Source organism: Janthinobacterium aquaticum, from assembly GCF_009208565.1.
Classification (GTDB): Bacteria; Pseudomonadota; Gammaproteobacteria; order Burkholderiales; family Burkholderiaceae_D; genus Janthinobacterium.
Window position 1 is genome coordinate 133,661 of record NZ_WFLK01000011.1, and the last position, 21,037, is coordinate 154,697.

The following is a 21,037-nucleotide window of genomic DNA, read 5'->3' on the forward strand; positions in this document are numbered from 1 at the left end:
GTCGCACAACATGGACAAACTGTAATCGTCCGGGCGGCTGGCGCAGCAGGCGGCAGCGGTAGAATGCAGGCCGCCCCGACACTTGCCACTGCCTTTGCCATGACGCTCCTGCAATTAACCATTCTGTCCCTGGTCCAGGGATTTGCCGAACTGCTGCCCGTTTCCAGCTCCGCCCATGTGATCATGGCCGAAAAGCTGATGGGCCTGGACCCGACTTCTCCGGCACTGACGATGCTGCTGGTGATGCTGCACACCGGCACCATGTTTGCCGTGATCGTGTATTACTGGCGCTCATGGCGCACCACCTATTTCAGCTCGCCGCAGGCCATGCGCAGCAATGTGCTGCTGCTGGCAGCGGCCACTGCCGCCACCGGGCTGGTCGGCTTCGGCTTGCTCAAGCTCATTACCCACCTGATGTTGGCCAGCCATCCCGGCTTCGAGATCGAGCATCTGTTTGGCAACGCAAAACTGATGGCCGGCGCGCTGGCGGCGGCCGGCGTGCTCATTATCGTTTCGGCGCGGCTGCAAGCGCGCGCTGCCGGCCGCGAACGCGAGCGCCAACCTACGGTGCCGCAAGCCATGGTGATCGGCGCCGTACAGGGCCTGTGCCTGCCGTTTCGCGGCTTCTCGCGCTCCGGCGCCACCATTTCAGCCGGCATCGCCATGGGCGTGTCGCAAAGCCGCGCCGAGCAATTCAGCTTTGCGCTGGCCGTCGTGCTGACGCCGGCCGTGATCGTCAAGGAAGGCTGGCGCTTTTACCAGGCTGCAGGCACCGCACATCAGGATCTGCTGACGCTGCTGGCGCCGAACCTGATCGGCATGCTGCTGTCGTTCGGCGCCGGACTGCTGGCGCTGCGCTGGCTGTCGCGCTGGCTGGAACAGGGACGCTGGCACCTGTTTGGCGGCTACTGCCTGTGCGCGTCGCTGTTTGTTCTGTGGGTTGGATAGCTGAGCGGGTGCACGCCAGCGGCGCGCTGTCATGCTGGCGTTTATGCTACATTGGTTTTGCTGCCAGAAACACCCGGACGTTGGCAGGCACCTTACTGGAGCAGGCCTGAACCATGGATCAGCATCAAAAACACGATATCAAGGGGTATGAATTCCATGTCACCGGCGCGCTGGAAAAAGACGGGCGCTATCGCGGCATGATCTTGCTGAGCCGCCGCGGCGATACCGGCGAATCGTTCGCCAAGCCGCTGCTGATTGAAACGCAAAGCAGCTTCAAGTCGGTGCATGCAGCGCAGATCGAGGCGTCAGCCTATGCGCATGAACTGATCCACCAGGGCGCCATGCCGGCGCTGCTGCCAGCACTGGCCGGCAGCACGGAATAGATCAAGGCGAAATCTAAGCGCAATTTAGCGCATCTGCATCACGGGCGCGCTATCGGCCAGACGCCAGCCGATCGACAGCGCCAACTGCTGGGCTTCCTTCTCGTTGCTGCAGTCAAAATCATCGCAGGTGTCTTCATAGGCGCCGCAATCGCGGTTCTGGCTGATATAGGAGCCGACCCAGCGGCCGTCGCGGCGTTGGGAGGCGGTCGCCGTAATGATGAAGCCCTTGTGGATGGTTGGATTTTCCAGCAACATATTTCCTCCGTAAAAAAAATGTCAGCCACCTGACTTGGAGCCAGTATGGCCGCACACTACGCTGCGGTCTGTACGCTCCCCCACACAGCAGCCTCGACATTTGCCTGTCGTGCAGCCGATGCCTCGCCGTCATGCCTATAATGGGCCATGTGTGGACGATTGGATCAAAACGAACCGGCGCGCTCGCAAGCCATGATGTTTGGCTGGGCCGACGCCATCTTTGACAGCGAGGCAGAGCCGCGCAGCAATGCTGCGCCCGGCACCTACCGGCCGGTGCTGCATATTGTCGATGGCGTCAGGCGCGTCGACGACCTGTTCTGGGGCTATCGCCCGGCCTGGGCGGCTGCCGCCACGCCTGCGCCGGGGCGCAGGAAAATTCCGATTGCCATCAACGCGCGCCTGGAAAAGCTGGCCGGCAGCTACTGGAAGCCGCTGCTGCGCGCCGGGCGCGGCATCGTCTGCGTATCGGGCTGGTATGAATGGACCGGTGAAAAAGGCGCGCGCCAGCCGTGGCATATCCACCGCACCGATGGCGAACCGCTGTTTTTGCTGGTGTTGGCCAATTTCGGCCCGTTCAAGCACAGCCGCGAAGAATCGGGTTTTGTGCTGGTCACGGCCGACAGCCTGGGCGGCATGCTCGATATCCATGACCGGCGCCCGATCGCCGTCTCGCGCGAAGACGCCGAACGCTGGCTGGCGCCCGAACTGGACTGGGAGCAGGCCTTACACCTGGCGCGCACCTGCATGCTCGACACCAGCCTGTTCAGCTGGCACCCTGCCGACAACCTGCCCCATCCTGCGCAGGCGCCAGATATGTCCGTACATTCAGCACATTCAGTACCTTCGGCACAGGCTTCGCTGTGGCTAAGCGACAGTGACAGCAAGAACGATGGCAACTAGCGCGCCAGGCGCCGCCACCATGCTTCGCATGGGCCCTGCGCAAAGCGCGCCAGCCACCAGCGGCTCAGCAGGATTTGCGCCACCATAATCAGCACGGCCAGAGCCAGCAGTTCTATCGGTCGCAGCCGCGCGCCCCAGCCCAGCCCCCAGCCTTGCAGCAGCCAGGTGCCCAGCAGCGACTGCAGCAGATAATTGGTCAGCGCCATGCGGCCGACCGGCGCCAGCACGCTGGCCAGCCTGTGCAGCACCGCCGGCGCGGCCAGCACCAGCGCCGCCACATAGCCGGCGGCCAGCAGCGGCCCGCCCGCATACAGCATCAGGCCCAGCAAGGAGGTATTGAAGGTGTGCTGGTACGGGTCCACCGTCTGCCACAGGATGGCCACGCCGCACAGCAGATTGAATGGCAAGCCTGCGCCCAGCCCCACCAGGCGCACGCGACGCCAGAACAGCTGGTGCCTGCCTGGCGCTGTCAGCCAGCCCAACCGTACCGACAGGATACCGAGCAGGAAAAAGACAATAATGTGCGGCAGCATCACGATCACAAACAGCATCTGCATGCCATAGTCGCGCGCACGCAGCGCGGCGATCTCGAGGTAGCTGCCCTGGGTATAGATGGCGTAGCGCTGGGCAAAATCGTGCAGTTCACGCGCCGTCTCGGCTGCGCTGCCGCCAGGGCTGACCGGATACAGCAGGCACATGAAGAGCAGAAAGCCGCCAGCCAGCAGCCAGGCCAGGTTGCGCACCAGGGCGGGCCTGCTCGAAGCCAGCGATACGATCAGCAGGCCGCTCAAAGCGTAAGAGCTGAGCACGTCGCCGCTCCAGATCAGCAAGCCATGCAGCAGGCCGATCACCAGCAGCCAACGCAGGCGCCGCCGGTAGGCCGCCTGCGCGGCATCCCAACTGCCCAGGCGTGCTTTGAGCGAGCGCGTCTGCAAGGCAAAGCCGGCGCCGAACAGGTAGGCAAAGATGGGATAGAACTTGAACTCGGCCAGCGCCGCCACCAGCAAGATGGCAGCCTGGTCCGCCAGTGGCGCCGGCTGGGGCAACGTGCCATAGCGCAGCGACAGCGTGCCCCAGGCAAAGCCCCAGATATTGACCAGCAAAATACCGAATACGGCCAAGCCGCGCAGCACATCGAGTTGCAGCAGCCGGCCCGCTGGTGCTGTCACTACTTACCCAGCGTTGGATAGTTGCCGACCTGCAGCGAGAACGCGCCGCTGGCATCCGAGCGCAGCTGGGCCTTGCCACCAAAAGGCAAGCTCACGCGGCGGCGGATATGGCCGAACTCCAGGCCGGTCAACACTGGCACGGGCAGGCGCTGGCGCACATAGGCCAGCATGGCGTCAAAATCGTAGCCGTTCTCCATCGGCCCGAGCTTGTAGCCTGAAAAGTCGCCAAGCACGATAGCCTGCTGGCGTTCGATCACGCCCGCGTGCAGCAGTTGCAGCAGCATGCGCTCGACCCGGTACGGATGCTCGTTGACGTCTTCCAGAAACAGGATGCCATTGTCCACCCGTGGAAAATACGGCGTGCCCAGCAAATGCACGATCATGGCCAGGTTGCCGCCCCAGAGCGTGCCTTCCAGCGAGACAACCGGATTGCCCTGCCCCGTGCCGGTCACGGTATGCGTGGGGCCGGCCAGGCAGGACCACAGCTGGTCGAGCGTAAACGCATCCGTTTCGTCACGCGTAAAGTCGTCGCAGATCATCGGGCCGGCAAAGCTGGCGCGGCCGGTCTTGGCCAGCAGGCCCATATGAAAAGCCGTAAAGTCGCTGTAGCCGACAAACAGCTTACCGCTGTCGGCCATCAACTGAAAGTCGATCTCGGGCAGGATGCGGCTGATGCCATAGCTGCCGCGCAGCGCCATCACCACCTGCACTTGCGGGTCGCTTGCTGCCGCATGCAGCTGCGCCAGGCGGCCGGCGTCGGTGCCGCCAAAGCGCTGGAACTTGTGTGCCGGATCATAATAATTGTGAACGGTGGCGCCTTGCGCCTCGAGGCGGGCGATACCGCGCGCCAGCGCCGCTTCATCGGGCGCATAACCGCCGGGGGCCACGATGGCGATACCAATTTCAGGAGTAATCAAGCGAAATCCATGCGATGAGAGTGTGCGCCTCAGGCAAATTGCCGGGGCTGCAGTTGCGCGGCCATCTTACCGTGCACATGTGCATCGATCAAGGCCAGCAGGCGCTCGATCAGTTGCGGCGGCAGATTGTGGCCCATGCCCTCGATCACCCTCAGTTGCGCGCCCGGGATCAGCGCCGCCGTATCGATGCCGCACTCGACCGGTATCAAGATGTCTTGCGCACCGTGAATCACCAGCGTCGGACAGGTAATGGTGGGCAGCAGCGCCTCGCGCGAGCCCGAGGCGGCAATCGCCATCATCTGGCGCGCCACGCCTTGCGGACAATTTCCGCGATCGAGCGCGGCGGCAATGCGCTGCTGCAGCAGTTTTTCCGGCACCGGATAGGCCGGACTACCCAACAGGCGCACGGTGGCGGCCATATGGTCGATCAGTTCGGCGCGGCTGGCGCCCGCTTTCGGGCGGCGCATCAGCGCCTGGCGCGCCGCGCGCGTGGGCCCGGGCAGGCCGCGCCTGCTGCTGCTCGACATGATCGACACCAGGCTCAGCACCCGCTGCGGCGCGCGCGCCGCCATCAGCTGCGCAATCATGCCGCCCATCGAGGCGCCGATCACATGCGCGTGGCCGATATCGAGCGCCGACAGCAGCCCCAGCGCATCGTCGGCCATATCGTCGAGCGTGTAGGCACTGCGCACGCGCAGGCCCAGCTTGCTTTTCACATACGCCCACACCACGCTGGGCTGGCCACCGGCCTCGATCTTGTCCGACAGGCCGCTGTCGCGGTTATCGAAACGCACCACCTGCAGCCCCTGCTCGACCAGCCCTTCGACAAAATCGTCAGGCCAGGCGATCAGCTGCATGCCCAGCCCCATCACCAGCAACACGCACGGATCGCGCGGATCGCCGTGGCGCTGGTAGCACAGTTCAAGACCGTTTACCGTGGTGGTTGCCATGCTTGCCCCCTCAAAAGACTGTGTTGCGGCCATCGCCGCAACCTGGGAACGAGCATAGCATTTTGCAGCCCGGCCAGCATCGCCGGCCTGCACAGTGTTGCTATCCGTGCACTGGGTGGCACATGCGCCTATTTGGCCCGAGGCAACTTGTCAGCCAGGTCCTGCCACGCCTGCGGCTGCGCCTTGCCGCGTTCGCGCACGCCAAAGAAAGACAGCACCTGCACGCCATCGTTGTCGAAAAATTCCACCGAGGTCACGCCGCCGCGCTTGACGACCCAGCCGCTGCGTAGCGCCGAATCGCGGATATGCAGGTTGAAATCTGGATCGAGCACATTGAAAAAGCCGCCCGCTTCCATGGTCTTTTCAATCTTGCCGCTATAAATCTGCGTGAGCCCATCATTGCCCAGGAACACCATGATGGCGACTTTATCCCTGGCTGCGCCTTCCAGCAGTGTGCGCAGCGCCTGCGGCGTGACGCGCTCAACCAGACCAGCCGGTGCCAGGCGCAGCGCTTGCTCACGCGTCAGGTGGAATTCACGCAGTATCCGGGCAAACTGGTGCACGTCCGTCATGTCTTTCCAGGCCAGCTGGAATTCCTTGAGGTCGATCTGGCTGTCGGGCTTTTCCTGCGTCTTGGGCGGCGCGGCGCGCACGGCCAGTTCGCCGCTTTGCTCGGGCAGGCGGAACTTGGCCACGATCTGCTCGAACACGGCTACGCCGGCATCGTTGCGCAGATAGACCTTGTGCACCGAATCGCCCTGAGCATCGAAGAACTGCAGGCTGCGCGTCAGCTTGCCGTCGCGGCCGGGCTGGACCACGGCAAACGCATATTTCCAGTTTTCAAAGTGAAAGCGCAGGTCGATCTGGCCGCCCAGGTAGCCGCCGGCAATATTGCGCTCGCGCGCTTCCTGTTCCGGGTCTTTCTGCTTCGTTTCACCCTGCTCCGACTTGTCGCCAGCCTGCTTGAACTTGCTGGCCGTGCCGGTGGTTTCAATCACGCCGTTTTCATTGCGCGTAATGGCCTGCACCACACCCAGATCGAGCGCGGCGCGCATGATTTCGCGTGGCTGATTGCCATCGGCCTGCAGCCGCGTGACGCCTTTGCCGATATTGGTGGCCAGCAATTGGGCTTCGGACGCACCGAGCGCGCGCGCCGCATCGCGCACCTGCAGCTTGGGCTGCTCGGCGCGCAAGGTGGCCCAGCGCTCGGCCAGGTCAGGCGCAGCGGCGTGGGCCTGAGTGATCAGAAAGCTGCCAAGCAGGCAGAGAACGAGTTTTTTTGGTGTCATGGCAATTTGTGTAAAAAGTTGAAAGGACCGGGGTCAGTCGGCGACGCTTAAAAATTGACTTCCAGGCTGGCCGCCACATTGCGGCCCGGCTTGGCGTAACGCTCGATATCGGCGCGGGTAATGGCAGTGGTGCCTGCCGGCAGCGCGCGCGAGGCGGCATAGTCCCAGTACTTGCGGTCGCTTAGGTTGTAGACGCCCACGACCACGCGCGCGTTCTTGTTGACGTTCCAGTAGGTCGACAGGTCGAGCACGGTGTACGACGGCACCTTGAAGCGGGGCGTGGTCACGCCCGAGATCACATCGTCCGGCGCCTGCCTGGCATCGGCATGCGAGACACTCAAGGCCAGGCCGAACAGCTCGCTGGCGTGGTCGTAGCCGAAGGTCAGCGACGATTTGGCCGGCGCTACCGACGCCATGCCCGACGTCTTGCCGGTCTGGCGATTGGTGGCGCGGCCATGCGCCACCCCGGTGGCGGCGTCGATATGGTAGCCGGTCAGCGCCGGCGCCCAGGCGCCCAGTTCGGCGCGCAGCAACAGCTCACCACCCCAGGTGCGCGCATTGCCGATGTTTTCGGGACGGAACAGGCCAAAGGTAATGGTCGGGAAATTGACCGGATCGGGCGCCTGCGCCGCATACTCGATCATGTCCTTGTAGTCGGTGCGGTAGGCCGAAGCGTTCATCAGCAGGCCCTTGACCAGATGGCCTTTGAGACCGACTTCCCAGGCGTTGCTGGTTTCCTTGCGCAGGCCCGAGTTGCCCAGCACGGCATAACCGACGCCGGCGCCGGTATAGCTGAACGAGTCGTAGGTGCCGGTGCGCTCGGCCGCCGTCGGCAAACGCGTGCCGCGCGTGTAGGTAACGTAGGCGTTGAGCTGCTGCGTCAGGTCGACCGACAGGGCCAGGCTCGGGGTGAAATAGCTGTCGCTTTCCTCGCGCAGTTCCCTGGCGGCATTCGGCACGGCCACCACGTAGTTCTGCAGGTTTTTCGGCTCGAGCTTGCGGTAGTCGCCGCGCAGGCCCGGCGTCAGCACGGCCTTGCGTCCGCCCAGGTCGAACGTATAGTCGTCGCGCAGGTACAGCGCCACCTTGGTAGCGTCGATGTCGGCCATGCGGTTCTTGTTGGTGATCTGGTGCACGCCGGTGGCAATCACCGTGCGGTCCTCGCGCCATGGGCGGCGCGACTCGGTCTGGTCCAGTTGCAGCCCATACACCAGCGCGTGGGCGCCGGCCTGCTTGAACGCTTCCGTGGTCAAACCGGTGCTGTCGTTGGAGAACGCCGTGTCGATGGCGCGCTGGTAGTTGACGCCGCCGGTGATATAGCGCGCGTTGGTCTTGTCATGGATCTTCGAGTCCTGCAGGTAGAGCTTGGAGCTGAGGCGGTCGAACAGGGCGAAATTTTTCAGCACGATGTCATGGCCGACGCTGACGCGCGTGCGGCGCGTGGTCGAGTCCTGCAGCACGCCATCGGGATACGAGGCGCCGACCTTGTTATCCACTTCGCGCTTGTTTTTGCGCTCGAACATGTCGATCGTCAGATCCAGCTTCTGCTCGCCCGGCAAAGCCCATACCAGCTTGGACAGCAAGGCGTTCGAGTGCCAGTCATCGGGATTGACGGGCGCGCTGCCGCGGCTGTCGGTCTGTTCGCCATCGCGGTGCACATACACGGCCAGCGCCTGCAGCGTGCCGAGCTTCGCGGCGCCGGTCAGCGTGTGGGCATTGCTGCGGTTCGAGGTGGTGCGGCCGTACTTGTAGCCGACATAGCTATCGCGCCCGGCCGTCAGGTAGTCCTCGGGCGACTTGGTCATAAAGCTCACGCCGCCGCCCAGGCCGGGACTGGCGCCGTTGATCGCGGTCGAACCGCCATCGATGCGGATCTCGCGGAACGTTTCAGTATCAAAATACTCGCGTCCCGTGCCAAACGCGTTCAGGGTCGAGGCGTCCGGCTTGGGCGCTGCATCGGGCAACGCAATGCCGTCCACGTCCAGGCTGACGCGGTTGCCTTCCAGGCCGCGGATATTGTAGCCGGTGTTGCCGGCGCCATCCCACACGTTGCCGCTGCCCGAGCCCGACATCGGCGCGCTGATCAAAGGCTGGTAACGCACTATATTGGTCATGTCGGTGACATTGAGGCGCTCCAGGTCGCTGCTGCGGATCACCGCATGGCTACCGGCGCGGCGCTCGTAGTCCTGGGTGGCGTTGACGACAATCTCGGGGAACTGCGGCAATTTTGACGGTTCCTGCGCGGCCGTGCCGGCGTTAATGGCGGCAGGCGCCTGCTCTTGCGCATGCGCAGGCAGGGGCAGCAGCGGCGCGGCAAACAAACCGAGCAATGCTGCGTGCAAAACGCGATTACGGCGAACGGAAACAAGCGGGGATGCAGCCGATGGCTGCATGGGCATATTGGTCATGATGGTCCGGGTTCAGAGTGAAAGGCTGGCTCTGGGTTCCGGATCGCGACATGGCGCGTGCAGATTGATAGCTGGCGAAGGCAGAAACTGTAACACGAATCATTCTCATTTGAAAATGATTAAAATGGCTAAAATGGTTCGTAGGTCGGATTAGCGGGGCGCAGCCCCGCGTAATCCGACAACATTGTTGGCATCAGAGGTATTGTCGGATTACGGCCCGCAGGGCCTAATCCGACCTACGCGCTGGTGCGACGATCAGCAAATTACGATTGCCCCGCATTGCGCGCTGCCGCCTGCGCCCGACGCCGCTCGACAAAGAACTGCCGCAGGAAAGCGCCGCATTCGTCCGCCAGCACGCCGCCTTCAATGGTGGTCTGATGGTTGAGCGCCGGCTGCTCGAACAGGTTCAGTACCGAGCCGCAGGCGCCGGTTTTCGGGTCGGAGGCGCCGAACACCACGCGCGACAGGCGCGCATGCAGCATGGCGCCCGAGCACATCACGCAAGGCTCCAGCGTCACATACAGCTCGCAACCGGGCAGGCGGTAGTTGCCGAGCTTGTCGGCGGCCGCGCGCAGCGCCTGGATTTCCGCGTGGGCGGTGGGGTCATGGCGGCCGATCGGCTGGTTGTAGCCGACGGCAATGACTTCGCCGTCTTTTACCACCACCGCGCCGACCGGCACCTCGCCCAGGTCCCACGCATGTTGCGCCTGCGCCAGCGCCAGCTGCATAAACTGCCGGTCTGCGCTCGCAGCAGCAGCAGCAGCCTCAGCAGTAGCCGCGACTTTAGTCATTGGTAACTTCGGCCCAGCAGTTCGGCGTTTCATGCAGCACCAGCTTGTGCAGGTGCAATCCGGTGCCGAAATGGTCGGTAAAGGCCGCTTTCAGGATATCGAAAGCGATGCGGGCCAGGTTTTCAACGGTGGGAATGCGGTCGATCACCACGGTTTTATGGTCAGGCAGGCTGGACAGGAAGTCGCGCACGGCGCTATCTTTCTCGTAGACCAGGAAAGCATGGTCCCAGACATCGACCAGATGCTGCTTGGCCAGCGTTTTTACGTCCGAGAAATCCATGATCATGCCATTGTCGGAATTGCCTTCGGCTTCGATTACGTTGCCAACCAGCGTGATTTCCACCGTATAGCGATGGCCGTGCAGGTTGCGGCATTGGCTTTTGTGATCGGGAATGCGGTGGCCCGCGTCAAATTCAAGCTTGCGTGTAATGGTCAGCATGTGTTTCTCAAGGTATTTGCAGCAGTTTATGGGTTTGCAGGCTCAGCTTCCACTGTGGCCGGCTCTTGCAGGTCTCGATCGCCAGCCGGATATTGTGTTCGGCCAGTGGGCCGTCCATGGCCTGCACGAAATAATTGTCGAAATCGAGGCCTTCATAGGCAGCCAGGTCCTGCCCCGTTTGCGGGATCACCACCTTGATTTCATTGCCTTTGTGGACCACCAGCGTTGAGCCCATTTTCGGGCTGACGCAGATCCAGTCCACGCCGTCGGGCACCGGCAAGGTTCCATTGGTCTCGATGGCAATCGTGAAGCCGACCGCATGCATGGCTTCGATCAGCGCGGTATCGAGCTGCAGCAGCGGCTCGCCGCCGGTAAACACCACGTACTTGCTGGCCGGATAGCTTTGCGGCCACAGGCTGTCGATGCGCGCGGCCAGTTCAAACGGCGTCCTGAACTTGCCGCCCAGTTCGCCGTCAGTGCCGACAAAGTCGGTATCGCAGAACTGGCAGATGGCGCTGGCGCGGTCGCTTTCGCGCCCGGTCCACAGGTTGCAGCCGGAAAAGCGGCAGAACACGGCCGGTCGGCCCGCATGCGCGCCCTCGCCTTGCAGCGTGTAAAAAATCTCTTTGATGCTATAAGTCACGGTATTTCCCAAGAGCTGGCTGGCGCTGCGCGGGCCTCATATAAGCCTGGCGCACATCACAACAGCCAATTGACAACCCTCTATTATAAGCTGGCGCCGGCTTTCTTGCGCAAGCGAGCTGCCTTCCACTAGGCATGGCGACGTGAATATTCTATGCTGCGTTGTTGCACTTCATTACAACCAGAGCATCCCAGGAGCCCACGTGTCAAAAATACGTCACCATCTACTGCCCGCCTTTGCGCTGACCATCTCGGCGATGGCTTCATCAAGCCTGGCCCAGCAAACCGCGCCGGGCAAACCGGCGCCGGTCAAGGCCACCGCCAGCAGCGCCGCCAAAACCGATCTGCTGCCATTCAAGGCCACCGAGAAAACCCTGGCCAACGGTCTGAAAATTATTATCGTGCCGACCGGTTTTCCCAATATTGTTTCCTTGCAGATCCCGGTACAGACCGGTTCGCGCAATGAAGTCGAGCCGGGCAAGTCGGGCTTTGCGCACTTTTTCGAGCATATGATGTTCCGTGGCACCAAGGCTTATCCGCCCGAGAAATACCAGGAAATCATTACCAAGGCCGGCGCGCGCCAGAACGCCTATACCAGCGACGACCTGACCAACTACCACACCACGTTTGCCAAGGATGACCTGGAAACGGTGCTCAAGGTCGAAGCCGACCGCTTCCAGCACCTCGACTATCCCGAAGACGCGTTCAAGACCGAATCGCGCGCCGTGCTGGGCGAATACAACAAGAACAGCGCCAATCCGGTCTCCAAGCTGTTTGAAGTGATGCGCGACAGCGCCTACACCACGCATACCTACAAGCATACGACGATGGGCTTTATCCAGGACATCGAAGACATGCCCAACCAGTATGCCTACTCGAAAATCTTCTTTGACCGCTGGTACCGCCCCGAGCGCACCACCATCATTATTGCCGGCGACGTCGAGCCGCAAAAAGCCATTGCGCTGGTGGAAAAATACTGGAGCGGCTGGCAGCGCGGCAAGCAACAGGCGGCCGTACCGGTCGAGCCAGCACCGCATGGCCCCATCTACAAGCACGTGGCCTGGCCGACGCCGACCCTGCCATGGGTAGCGGTGGGCTTCCATGCGCCGGCGTTTTCCGTCGTCAACAAGGACCAGGCGGCGCTGGCCACCGTGCTGTCGCTGGCCTTTGGCCGCACTTCCCCGCTGTACAAGCGCCTGGTGCAAAATGAACAGAAAGTCGACCAGCTGTTTGACATGACGCCCAACCGCGTCGATCCGACCCTGGCCGTGATCGGTGCACGCGTCAAAAACATCAGCGACACCGTGCTGGTGCGCGACGCCATGCTGGCCACTGTGGCCAGCCTGCGCGAGTCGCCCATCAGCGAACAGGACCTGGCAGACGCCAAATCGGCGCAGAAATACGGCCTGATCCGCTCGCTCGACAATACCGAGCAGATTGCCGGCACGCTGGCCTCGTACGTGCATTTCGACCGCTCCTACGCCACCATCAACCAGTACTACCGCCTGATCGACAGCTTGACGCCAGCCGATCTGCAGGCAGCAGCGCGCAAATACCTGACCGACGAGCGCCTGGTGGTGACCACGCTGTCGAACCAGGCCATGCCCGAAGCGATGGCCACCACGCCCAAGCTGGCCAGCCTGCTGCCACCGGTGGCGAACGTGAAATTCGATATGCTGGTGCAAAAATCAACCCTGCCGCAAATCCGCTACAAGCTGTTGTTTAATGTGGGCTCGGCGCAGGATCCCAAAGGCAAGGAAGGCCTGGCGGCGCTGACGGCGGCGATGGTGACGGCCGGCGGCTCGCGCGAGCGCAAGATCGACGAAGTGAACCAGGCGCTGTTCCCGCTGGCCGGCAGCTTTACCCAGCAGACCGACAAGGAAATGACGACCTTTACCGGCTCGATCCACAAGGATAACTGGCAGCAGTTCAACCAGATCGCCCTGCCGCTGCTGCTCACGCCAGGCTTTCGCGAAGACGATTTCCGCCGTCTGAAAGACGCGCAGAAAAACGCGCTGCTGCTAGACCTGAAAGACAACAACGAGGAAGAGTTCGCCAAGGAGCGCCTGCAAACCAATGTGTATGCGGGCACGCCGTATGGTCATCCTGTGCTGGGCACGGCGGCCGGCATCGACGCCATCACGCTCGACGATGTCAAGCAATTCTGGCAGCAGGCTTATACCCAGGGCGCAGTCAAGATCGGCATCTCGGGCGACGTCAGCGACGCCATGACCGCCTCGCTCACGCAGTCGCTGGCGCAACTGCCGGCCGGCAATGGCCTGGCCAAGGTAGCCAAGCCGGCCGGGCGCCAGGCGCAAGGGCTGGAAGTGGAAATCATCGAGAAAAACACGCGCGCCACCGCCATCTCTTTCGGTCTGCCGCTCAACGTCACGCGCCGTGACCCGGACTTTGCCGCACTGTGGCTGGCCAAGACCTGGCTGGGCGAACACCGTGCGTCGAACTCGTATCTGTACCAGCGCATCCGTGAAATTCGCGGCATGAACTACGGCGACTACGCGTATATCGAAGCCTTCCCGCGCGGCATGTTCCAGTTCTTCCCGAACCCCAACCTGGGCCGCCAGTCGCAGCTGTTTGAAATCTGGATCCGCCCGGTCGCCCCGGAAAACGCCCACTTCGCACTGCGCGTGGCGCTGACCGAACTGGGCAAGCTGATCGACAACGGCTTGAGCGAAGAACAGTTCGCCACCACCCGCGACTACCTGATGAAAAACGTGTTCGTGATGACCTCGACGCAGGACCAGCAACTGGGCTACGCGCTCGACTCACAGTGGTATGGCACGCCGGAATTTACCAAACTGATGCGTGACGGCCTGTCGAAGCTGACGGTGGCCGACGTCAACCGCGCCATCAAACAGCACTTGTCGGTAAAAAACCTGTCGGTGGTGATCGTGGCCAAGGATGCGGCCGGCCTCAAAGACAAGCTGATCAGCGACGCCTACTCGCCCATCAAGTACGACGGCAACAAACCGCAGTCGCTGCTTGATGAAGACAAGGTGATCGGCGCCATGAAACTGGGCATCGCGCCCGAGTCAGTGCGCGTCACGCCGGCATCGGCCGTGTTTGAAAAGTAAACGCAAGGTGTTCGCCGGCAGCGTCCTGCTTGCCGGCAATCAGGCACCCGCCCTGGCTTTACTCAAACGGATTGTCCACCGTCTTTACCTCGGGCGGTGGCAGTTCCTTCGGCAAGTCTTTTTTCTCCAGTTCCGCCACCACCTCGCCCAGCAGTTTCTGCAGCTGGCGCGCCAGTGCCAGGCCGGCCTGGTCGCAGGTGAGATCGAGGTCGCCCAGCAGACTGATGCGGTCGAGGCGGTTTTCCACCGACAGCGTGGCCAACTGGAGCACGTCGCTTTCATTGGCAAACGGCACGAATTTTTTAGCGCTCATGAGTTCTCCTTATTTAAACTTCTTGCTGTTAATTTTAGGCAGTTTGAGCATCGCCAGTTTCTGCTGGCGCGTCAATGACGGTAGCAGATTGATGCCGAGCTTGTCTTCCAGTTGCGCAATGCTCAGCACCTCATAATCCTTGGTATCCGTATTTTCAATAAAGTAGGCGGCGCCGGCGCGCTGGCGCGGGCTGTAGACGGCCTTGTACAAATGGCTGGGCACGATCACGCGGCCGACCTTGCGCAAGTTGCCACCGATAAAGGCCGGTCCCGTAATCACGTACAGATCGCCCTCTTTCTTGGCCATTTTGCGCACGGCCCCTTCGATGCCGGCCCACACATAGCGGTTGTTGCGCGAGTCCTGCGGCACCATATTGGCCAGCGTAAAGCTGTCTTGCTGGCTGCGCCGGTCCGGCATGTCGCCGTTGGGCGCCATATGGCCACGGTCGAAGCCGCTGCGCGCGTAGTCGGACAGTTCGGCGCGCTGGCCCACCGGCAGTTTCGGCTCGGCATGGAACGAATTCTCGCGCGACAGGTCCTGCGCCGCTTCGACATTGCCAGCCGTCAGGTGCTCGGCCGACCACAACGGCGTGCGCGTGACGCCCGAATGCATCACGCCAAACACCTTGTAGCACAGCGCCGTGGTGGCCCTTTCCAGCTTGGGATTGGTAATTTGCGGCGCCTGGCCGTCCATATAATGGGTGGGGCATGCCTCGGCATGCGCGAAGTTGGCGGCGAAGGCGGTGGCCAGCACGCCGCACGCCAGCGTCAGCCTGGCGATCGATCGTTCAATCATAAGTCCCTGGATTAAGATTCGCAAGATTCTTGCAGGCCAGCATTCTAGCGGAGGATGGCCGCGCTTCACAAACCGGACGCTGCGGCACATGTCTGCACGGTGCTTCTCTACTAAGATGGTTGCGATTTGTTCGCGTCACCGTCTCGCCATGGAGAGCACATGATCAAGAAAACCCTGTTGTTTATCGCCATCGCCGTGGCCGTCATCCTCGGCTACGCCACCACCAAACCCGACACCTTCAGCGTGCAGCGCCATGTTTCGATCGCCGCGCCGCCACAGAAAATTGCCGCCCTGATCAATGACTTCCGTCAGTGGCCAAACTGGTCGCCATGGGAAAAGCTCGATCCCGACATGCGCCGCAGCTATGGCGGCCCGGCCAGCGGCCAGGGCGCCAGTTATGCCTGGCAAGGCGATGAAAAGGTCGGCGTAGGCCGCATGGAAATCCTTGAGGCAGCCGATAGTGGGCGCACGGTGATCAAGCTGGACTTTCTGAAACCCTATGAAAGCCACAACACCACCACGTTCGAACTGGCGTCCGAAGGCGAGCAGACGCGCGTAAGCTGGACCATGACCGGTCCCAGCCCCTATGTCAGCAAGGTCATGACGGTGTTTGTCAGCATGGACCGCATGATCGGCAAGGACTTTGAAAAAGGCCTCGCCAACCTCAAGACTGCCGCCGAGCAGCCTTGAGGCCCCATCGCTGACTAGAAATGCTCGATCCAGGCCGCCAGATGGTTGGGCGTCAAGGCCGGCTCGGCCTGCGCCAGCCGTCCCTGCAGTCCCTGCTCGCTGCGGCTCAGCTGCAACGCCCAGCCGCGCCGCGCCAGCCACAACAAAATAGCCAGCCAACTGGCGTGTGCATGCGACACGGCGCTGCCGGTCGGCGTTTCCAGGAACTCCGTCAGCTTGCCCGCCTCCAGGAACAGCGCGCTGCTGCCCGCCTGCTGCAGCGATGCACCGAACGCCGCCTGCAGCAGCTCGAAGGCCGGTTCGACGCCGCGTCCCGCATAGTCGCGCTCGATAATGTCGAGCTGCAGGCGCACTGCCGCGCCAAACGCGGTGCTGCGGAACGCTTCGGAACTGACCAGGTCGGCATAATCCATCAGCAGCCAGTCCGGCTCGGGCGGCGTGACGCCGGCCGTCAGCGCTGCCGACAGATAAGCTTCCACCGGCAACTGCTGTTCCGGCCCGGCCAGGCTGGCGCATAGTGCGTACAGCGCACCGATGCGGTTGGCCACGGCCTGGCGCTGGCGCACCAGCAATTTTTCACGCAGCAGCTGGGCGTGTTCGGAGCGCAGCTGGGCCAGCGCCAGCGCCTGCTTGAGCTCCATGCGCAGCGCCGCGATATCCCACGGTTTCTGGATATAGCGGTGGATCTGGCCCTGGTTGACGGCCTCGACCGTATGCTCGATCTCCGAATAGGCGGTGGTCAATATGCGCACGATATCGGGATAGCGGTCCCAGGCGTAGGACAGCAACTCATTGCCATAGGCGCCGGGCATGCGCTGGTCCGATACCAGCACGGAAATGCGGCCGGCGTTTTCATCGAGGATGCGCTTGCCTTCCTCAACCGACATGGCCGTCAGCACTTCGGCCAGCGGTGCAATGGCACGCTGGAAATACTTGAGGGCGTTGGCCTCGTCATCGACATACAAAATGGTCGGCAGCGCCGGCGCCGGCGGCTCGCTTGCCGGCAAACGCAGATGGGCGTCAATCATGCTCGCTCCTTGGTTGGGCTGGGAAATTGGTTACGGAATCGTGTGAATTGTCGTGTACGCTGTCGGGTGCGCTGCACTGCAGCGGAAAATGCAGGCTGATGCAGGTCGACAAACCAGGCTCGCCGCCGATATCGATGGCGCCGCCAAACGACTGCATCATGCGCTGGCAGAAAACAAGGCCCGCCGCCTGCTCATCATCTTCATCCTCGCCATCGGCGCCGTCGCCGTGCGGATCGGCCAGCATGCGCCGCACGGTAGCCGGCTCCATGCCGCCGCCATTGTGGCACAGCGTCATGCGAGCGCCATCGATCGTGAACAGCAAGGCCGGCGCGCTCTCGCCCTGCACGGCCTGCAGCGCATGGCCCAACACGCAAGAGAGAATCAGCGCCACGCAGTTGGGCGACTCGGTCACGGCAAAGTCCTGCGTGACGCGCACCTGCACGGCAGCGCGCTGGGCCGCGCTCATGGGATAGCTGTCCAGTACCTGCGCCAGCAGTTGCGAGGCGCTGGCGGCCTCGCCAGCGGCGCCGGCTTGCAGGCCCAGGCCATTACCGGCCAGCCGTACCGTATCGACAAAGCGCGCCAGCAGCGACAGGCAATAACGCGCATGGCCGTGCATCAGCGCCGCCGCTTCGCCGATTTCCGCCTCGAGCGGACTGCTGCTGGCGGCGCGGTGCTCGATGCCACGCGCAAAATTGGCCATCGCCGCCAGCGGCGCATTGAGTTCGTGCGCCAGGAAAGCGAGCGATTCATCGATGGCCATCAGGCCCTGGCGGCGCGCCGCGCGCTGGCGCCCCGCCTGCGCCGCCTGTTGCAGCGCGACCAGCAGCGTGGCAGTATCGAGCGGCTTTTCAAGCAACCGGAACGGCGTGCCGGCATTGATCAGCTCAAGCAGCACCTGCTTGTCGGCATAAGCGGTCAGCATCAGGCAGACGATATGCGGATAGCGGCTGGCCACTTCCTGCAGCAGCTCGCTGCCGAGCCGCTCGGGCATGCGGTAGTCGGTCACCAGCACGTCGACGCGCTGGCCCGGCACCGCCAGCACGGCCAGCGCTGCGGTCACGCCGACGGCGGTCAGCACGCGGTAGCGCGAAGACACGGCCTGCTCAAAATACTTGCGCGCCATGGCTTCATCATCGACATACAGCACCGTTGCGCGGCTATCGAACTGCATCGGCGTCCTCCCAGTTGGCGCGCTGCAAATCAAAATTCATGCTGGCCCAGGCGCCGTATTCGCTCTCTGCCGACAAGGTGCCGCCATGGCGCTCGATCACGCCATAGCTGATGCTCAGCCCCAGTCCCAGGCCCTGCCCCACTTCGCGCGTGGTAAAGAACGGCTCGAACACGCGCGCCAGGTTTTCCGGCGCGATGCCGGGCCCGTTGTCGCGCACGCTGACATGCAGGCGATCAGCCTGCCAGCGCGCACTGACGTGGATTTCATATGGCGGCGTATTGCCCTTGCGCATGGACAGCGCGGCGTTGCCGAACAGGTTGATCAGCACGCCCACGATGGCCGCCTCGTCGCCGCGCACCAGCGTATCGTCGGGCAGGTCGTGCGTCATGCTGACATTCTTGGTTTCATGGCCGACCAGCCGGATCGCCGACTCCAGCGCGCGCTGGAACAAAAACTGGCCATGTTCGAGCTCGTTACCGCTCTTGCGGTAGGCAAAGGTTTTCAGGTCGGACACGATATGCTGCACGCGCAGCATGCCCTCCTTGGCGTCGGCCAGGCATTCGCTGACCAGCGCACTCTGCTGCGCCGCCGGGTCTTCGATGGCCACTTCGATGGCCATCATGCAGTAATTGACGGGATTGTTGACTTCATGCAGCATGCCGGCCGCCAGCGTGCCGATCGCCGCCATCTTTTCCTGCTGCAGCATCTGGCCCTTGATATCGGCCAGGCTGCGGTTGTTGTCTTCCAGCTGCAAGTTCTTCTGCGCCACTTCGGCCTTGAGCTGGAACAGCATAAAGCGCGCGCGCTCGTTAAAGTAGGTAAATACCGCGCTGACACAGGCCGACATGATCAGAAACAGGCTGTTGACGACAAACCCGGCCTGCTGCTGCAGGCTGCCCGCATGCCAGACGCAGGCGGCCACGTACAGCAAAAAGGAAATCGCACCAAACACAATGTTCTGCCACAGGCCGAAGGCCAGCACGATGCCCGACGAATAGATGGCCAGCGTCATGCCGACATAATAGATCGAGTCGGCGCCTTCGGTCAGCGCAATCATCCAGGCAATCATCAACTGCGGCAGCAGCAGCCAGACAAAGGTCAGCCACTGGATGCGCTCTTGCGCCCACGGCGTGCGCAGCGAGCGCAGCACCAGATAAATCAATGCGGCAACCACCACGCGCGCCGCCGTAAACGGCACCAGCATGGCCGGATACAGAGCCGAATCTAGTCCCATGCCCAGCAACACCAGCACGATGCCGGTCCAGGCGCCGCCACGGCTGAACTCGACCCGGAAGTCGCGCAGCACATCGCTGTAGCTGGCCTGCAGCGCGGGACTGGCGCTTTGACTGACCATCAGGCAATGCTCGCTTCGGCAAATACGTTGACGCCGGTGGCGTCGACATAAATGGCCAGCTCGCTGGCCTGCTCCGGCAGCAAGCCGGCCAGGCCCGCTTCATCGCGATAGATCAGATGCCATTCGAGCAGATGCTCCATGCCGTGCTTGCCGGGATTGCTGGCGTGCACATTGGTCACCAGCAGGCGCCCGCCCGAGCCCACGCGCGAGGCGAAGTGCTGCAGCAGGCGCGCGCAGACCTTGTCGGACAGATAGTCGAACAAGCCGGCGCAATAGACAGCGTCGAAATTGCCCGAGCTGCCGTCCGGACTGGCGCCTGGCAGCCCGCCGGCGCGCCGCTTGAGCAGGTTGTGCACCGAATCGTGCACATAAGCGACACTGATTTCACGCCCGCTGCGCTGCATCACGCTCGCCAGGCGCGCGCGCGTCCAGTCCAGCGTCTCGGCGCTGAAATCGACCAGCTCGAAGGCCAGCCACTGCGCGTCGTCGCAGGTTTCGATAAAGCGCTGCACCTCGACAGCCGGGCCGCAGCCCACATTGAGCACGCGAAACACGCGCCCGGCCGCGCGCGCCTCGGCCGCCTTGTGCGACAGAAAGCGCGTGAGGATATCGATGCGATTGCGGTGGGCGGTGGCGACGGCCGCCTGCAGAAAGGCCGCATTGACGATCTGAAAGTAGGTACTGGGCCCCTGGCGCGGATCGTCGAGCAACTGGTTGACCATCTGATAATCGCCAGCATAGCCGAGCGGCTTGGTAAAGGTGCGAAACACGAACGGCGCGCGCAGGATCAGCGGATGCAGCGCCGCCTGCGCAAAGGCGCGGTGGGCCGGCGCCAGCTCGGGGTCGACCAGCGCAGCGGCCGCTTCGAGCTGGCGCAGGTAATGCTGGGTCTGCTCCATCAAAGGCTGGGCCAGCTCGTCGAAGATATCGGCGCGCAGGCGGCCGTTTTCCTTGGGCAGCGAGTCGCTCAGGTCGACCTGCTCGACCCAGCGCGCCACCTCCGACAAAAAGGCGCGCATTTCATTGACCACGATCTGGTAGTCGCGGTCGATGCGAAAGCGCTCGCTCCAGCCGGCAACAAAGGCGCTCGATTCGCGCCGCACCGCCCCTTCGATCACCACCACGTCGCTCAGTTCGCGCCACTCGTCGATCAGCGTGACCGACACGATAGCGGTCAGCCCCGTATTGACGCTGCTGATGACCACCGCCTTGCCGACATAGGCATTCTTGGTTCCCATGCGCACGGTCAGTTCGCTCAGCACCTCGCTGACCTGCACGATGGAATACGGGTTATAGACTTCCATCACCAGCGAATTGCGCTGGAGATTGAAAATCGTGCCGCGCACCGCTTCACCCTGGGTGTTGCGGAAACTGACGACCGGATCGATTTGCGATTGTGAATACACGGATGGACTTGATCAAGTTATCAGGCCCCAGGCCTCGGCAGGGTCATGACTGGCATCACGGATGATGGCTGACAGCATGGCTGACCATCGGGCT

Annotated in this window: 20 protein-coding genes; 5 read left to right on the top strand and 15 right to left on the bottom strand. The window is 62.7% G+C overall.

The window, feature by feature from the left end:
* Nucleotides 1-99 precede the first annotated feature (99 nt).
* Both GCM43_RS17555 and GCM43_RS17560 read left to right on the top strand, forming a co-directional pair.
* A complete protein-coding gene (locus GCM43_RS17555) occupies nt 100-948 on the top strand; it encodes an undecaprenyl-diphosphate phosphatase (RefSeq protein WP_152246609.1) in 849 nt (282 codons plus the stop codon).
* 113 nt (nt 949-1,061) lie between these two features.
* A complete protein-coding gene (locus tag GCM43_RS17560; protein ID WP_152246611.1) occupies nt 1,062-1,331 on the top strand; it encodes a hypothetical protein in 270 nt (89 codons plus the stop codon).
* Nucleotides 1,332-1,355: 24 nt separating this feature from the next.
* Here GCM43_RS17560 and GCM43_RS17565 read toward each other — a convergent pair whose 3' ends face one another.
* Nucleotides 1,356-1,586 carry a hypothetical protein gene (locus tag GCM43_RS17565; protein WP_152246613.1) on the bottom strand — a complete coding sequence of 77 codons (231 nt, stop codon included), beginning with the start codon at nt 1,584-1,586 and terminating at the stop codon, nt 1,356-1,358.
* Nucleotides 1,587-1,745: 159 nt separating this feature from the next.
* Between GCM43_RS17565 and GCM43_RS17570 the strand changes: the two genes are divergently transcribed.
* Nucleotides 1,746-2,486: an SOS response-associated peptidase family protein gene (locus GCM43_RS17570; RefSeq protein ID WP_264372660.1), complete on the top strand. Its 741-nt coding sequence runs from the start codon at nt 1,746-1,748 to the stop codon at nt 2,484-2,486.
* On the opposite strand, the gene GCM43_RS17575 is transcribed toward GCM43_RS17570, so the two are convergent.
* The 8 genes from GCM43_RS17575 to queE all read right to left on the bottom strand — a co-directional run bounded on the left by GCM43_RS17575 (nt 2,483) and on the right by queE (nt 11,092).
* On the bottom strand, nt 2,483-3,655 hold the full coding sequence (locus GCM43_RS17575) for a DUF418 domain-containing protein (protein WP_152246617.1): 1,173 nt from the start codon (nt 3,653-3,655) through the stop codon (nt 2,483-2,485). The genes GCM43_RS17570 and GCM43_RS17575 overlap by 4 nt on opposite strands.
* On the bottom strand, nt 3,655-4,572 hold the full coding sequence (gene ldcA / locus GCM43_RS17580; protein ID WP_152246619.1) for a muramoyltetrapeptide carboxypeptidase: 918 nt from the start codon (nt 4,570-4,572) through the stop codon (nt 3,655-3,657). Before ldcA ends, GCM43_RS17575 begins: the two co-directional genes overlap by 1 nt.
* Nucleotides 4,573-4,601: 29 nt before the next feature.
* Complete coding sequence (locus GCM43_RS17585; protein WP_152246621.1) at nt 4,602-5,522, bottom strand: alpha/beta fold hydrolase; 921 nt, start codon at nt 5,520-5,522, stop codon at nt 4,602-4,604.
* A gap of 128 nt (nt 5,523-5,650) precedes the next feature.
* Nucleotides 5,651-6,811, bottom strand: a complete 1,161-nt coding sequence (locus GCM43_RS17590) for a hemin-degrading factor (protein ID WP_152246623.1) — start codon at nt 6,809-6,811, stop codon at nt 5,651-5,653.
* Nucleotides 6,812-6,858: 47 nt separating this feature from the next.
* On the bottom strand, nt 6,859-9,219 hold the full coding sequence (locus GCM43_RS17595) for a TonB-dependent hemoglobin/transferrin/lactoferrin family receptor (RefSeq protein WP_152246625.1): 2,361 nt from the start codon (nt 9,217-9,219) through the stop codon (nt 6,859-6,861).
* A gap of 263 nt (nt 9,220-9,482) precedes the next feature.
* Complete coding sequence (gene tadA / locus GCM43_RS17600) at nt 9,483-10,010, bottom strand: tRNA adenosine(34) deaminase TadA (protein WP_152246627.1); 528 nt, start codon at nt 10,008-10,010, stop codon at nt 9,483-9,485.
* A complete protein-coding gene (queD, locus tag GCM43_RS17605) occupies nt 10,003-10,449 on the bottom strand; it encodes a 6-carboxytetrahydropterin synthase QueD (RefSeq protein WP_152246629.1) in 447 nt (148 codons plus the stop codon). Before queD ends, tadA begins: the two co-directional genes overlap by 8 nt.
* A 7-nt stretch (nt 10,450-10,456) precedes the next feature.
* Nucleotides 10,457-11,092, bottom strand: coding sequence for a 7-carboxy-7-deazaguanine synthase (gene queE / locus GCM43_RS17610; protein WP_152246631.1), 636 nt, complete (start codon nt 11,090-11,092; stop codon nt 10,457-10,459).
* A gap of 202 nt (nt 11,093-11,294) precedes the next feature.
* Here queE and GCM43_RS17615 point away from each other — a divergent pair, with 202 nt between their 5' ends.
* On the top strand, nt 11,295-14,183 hold the full coding sequence (locus GCM43_RS17615) for a M16 family metallopeptidase (protein WP_226929540.1): 2,889 nt from the start codon (nt 11,295-11,297) through the stop codon (nt 14,181-14,183).
* A 58-nt stretch (nt 14,184-14,241) separates the two neighbouring features.
* Here the strand turns inward: GCM43_RS17615 and GCM43_RS17620 are convergent, their stop codons facing one another.
* Nucleotides 14,242-14,496, bottom strand: coding sequence for a hypothetical protein (locus tag GCM43_RS17620; RefSeq protein ID WP_152246633.1), 255 nt, complete (start codon nt 14,494-14,496; stop codon nt 14,242-14,244).
* Nucleotides 14,497-14,505: 9 nt separating this feature from the next.
* Nucleotides 14,506-15,291, bottom strand: a complete 786-nt coding sequence (locus GCM43_RS17625; protein ID WP_152246635.1) for a DNA/RNA non-specific endonuclease — start codon at nt 15,289-15,291, stop codon at nt 14,506-14,508.
* A gap of 159 nt (nt 15,292-15,450) precedes the next feature.
* Between GCM43_RS17625 and GCM43_RS17630 the strand changes: the two genes are divergently transcribed.
* Entirely contained in the window at nt 15,451-15,981 is a 531-nt protein-coding gene (locus GCM43_RS17630) for an SRPBCC family protein (RefSeq protein WP_152246637.1), read from the top strand.
* 14 nt (nt 15,982-15,995) lie between these two features.
* On the opposite strand, the gene GCM43_RS17635 is transcribed toward GCM43_RS17630, so the two are convergent.
* Genes GCM43_RS17635 through GCM43_RS17650 form a run of 4 tightly spaced genes read right to left on the bottom strand, consistent with a single transcriptional unit; the run spans nt 15,996 to nt 20,943 of the window.
* Nucleotides 15,996-17,009: a response regulator gene (locus tag GCM43_RS17635; protein WP_152246639.1), complete on the bottom strand. Its 1,014-nt coding sequence runs from the start codon at nt 17,007-17,009 to the stop codon at nt 15,996-15,998.
* The gene (locus GCM43_RS17640; RefSeq protein WP_152246641.1) at nt 17,002-18,183 is read right to left on the bottom strand and encodes a response regulator; all 1,182 of its coding nucleotides are present in this window, start codon (nt 18,181-18,183) and stop codon (nt 17,002-17,004) included. Before GCM43_RS17640 ends, GCM43_RS17635 begins: the two co-directional genes overlap by 8 nt.
* Complete coding sequence (locus GCM43_RS17645; RefSeq protein WP_152246643.1) at nt 18,170-19,537, bottom strand: sensor histidine kinase; 1,368 nt, start codon at nt 19,535-19,537, stop codon at nt 18,170-18,172. The genes GCM43_RS17640 and GCM43_RS17645 overlap by 14 nt, the downstream gene beginning before the upstream one ends.
* A complete protein-coding gene (locus GCM43_RS17650; protein ID WP_152246645.1) occupies nt 19,537-20,943 on the bottom strand; it encodes a class I SAM-dependent methyltransferase in 1,407 nt (468 codons plus the stop codon). Before GCM43_RS17650 ends, GCM43_RS17645 begins: the two co-directional genes overlap by 1 nt.
* Nucleotides 20,944-21,037 lie beyond the last annotated feature (94 nt).

Bases quoted from the DNA above. Each gene is read 5' to 3' on its own strand.
- GCM43_RS17555 (WP_152246609.1), top strand. From the start codon at position 100: ATGACGCTCCTGCAATTAACCATTCTGTCCCTGGTCCAGGGATTTGCC.
- GCM43_RS17560 (WP_152246611.1), top strand. From the start codon at position 1,062: ATGGATCAGCATCAAAAACACGATATCAAGGGGTATGAATTCCATGTC.
- GCM43_RS17565 (WP_152246613.1), bottom strand. From the start codon at position 1,586: ATGTTGCTGGAAAATCCAACCATCCACAAGGGCTTCATCATTACGGCG.
- GCM43_RS17585 (WP_152246621.1), bottom strand. From the start codon at position 5,522: ATGGCAACCACCACGGTAAACGGTCTTGAACTGTGCTACCAGCGCCAC.
- GCM43_RS17590 (WP_152246623.1), bottom strand. From the start codon at position 6,811: ATGACACCAAAAAAACTCGTTCTCTGCCTGCTTGGCAGCTTTCTGATC.
- GCM43_RS17595 (WP_152246625.1), bottom strand. From the start codon at position 9,219: ATGACCAATATGCCCATGCAGCCATCGGCTGCATCCCCGCTTGTTTCC.
- tadA (WP_152246627.1), bottom strand. From the start codon at position 10,010: ATGACTAAAGTCGCGGCTACTGCTGAGGCTGCTGCTGCTGCTGCGAGC.
- queD (WP_152246629.1), bottom strand. From the start codon at position 10,449: ATGCTGACCATTACACGCAAGCTTGAATTTGACGCGGGCCACCGCATT.
- GCM43_RS17620 (WP_152246633.1), bottom strand. From the start codon at position 14,496: ATGAGCGCTAAAAAATTCGTGCCGTTTGCCAATGAAAGCGACGTGCTC.
- GCM43_RS17625 (WP_152246635.1), bottom strand. From the start codon at position 15,291: ATGATTGAACGATCGATCGCCAGGCTGACGCTGGCGTGCGGCGTGCTG.
- GCM43_RS17630 (WP_152246637.1), top strand. From the start codon at position 15,451: ATGATCAAGAAAACCCTGTTGTTTATCGCCATCGCCGTGGCCGTCATC.
- GCM43_RS17635 (WP_152246639.1), bottom strand. From the start codon at position 17,009: ATGATTGACGCCCATCTGCGTTTGCCGGCAAGCGAGCCGCCGGCGCCG.
- GCM43_RS17640 (WP_152246641.1), bottom strand. From the start codon at position 18,183: ATGCAGTTCGATAGCCGCGCAACGGTGCTGTATGTCGATGATGAAGCC.
- GCM43_RS17645 (WP_152246643.1), bottom strand. From the start codon at position 19,537: ATGGTCAGTCAAAGCGCCAGTCCCGCGCTGCAGGCCAGCTACAGCGAT.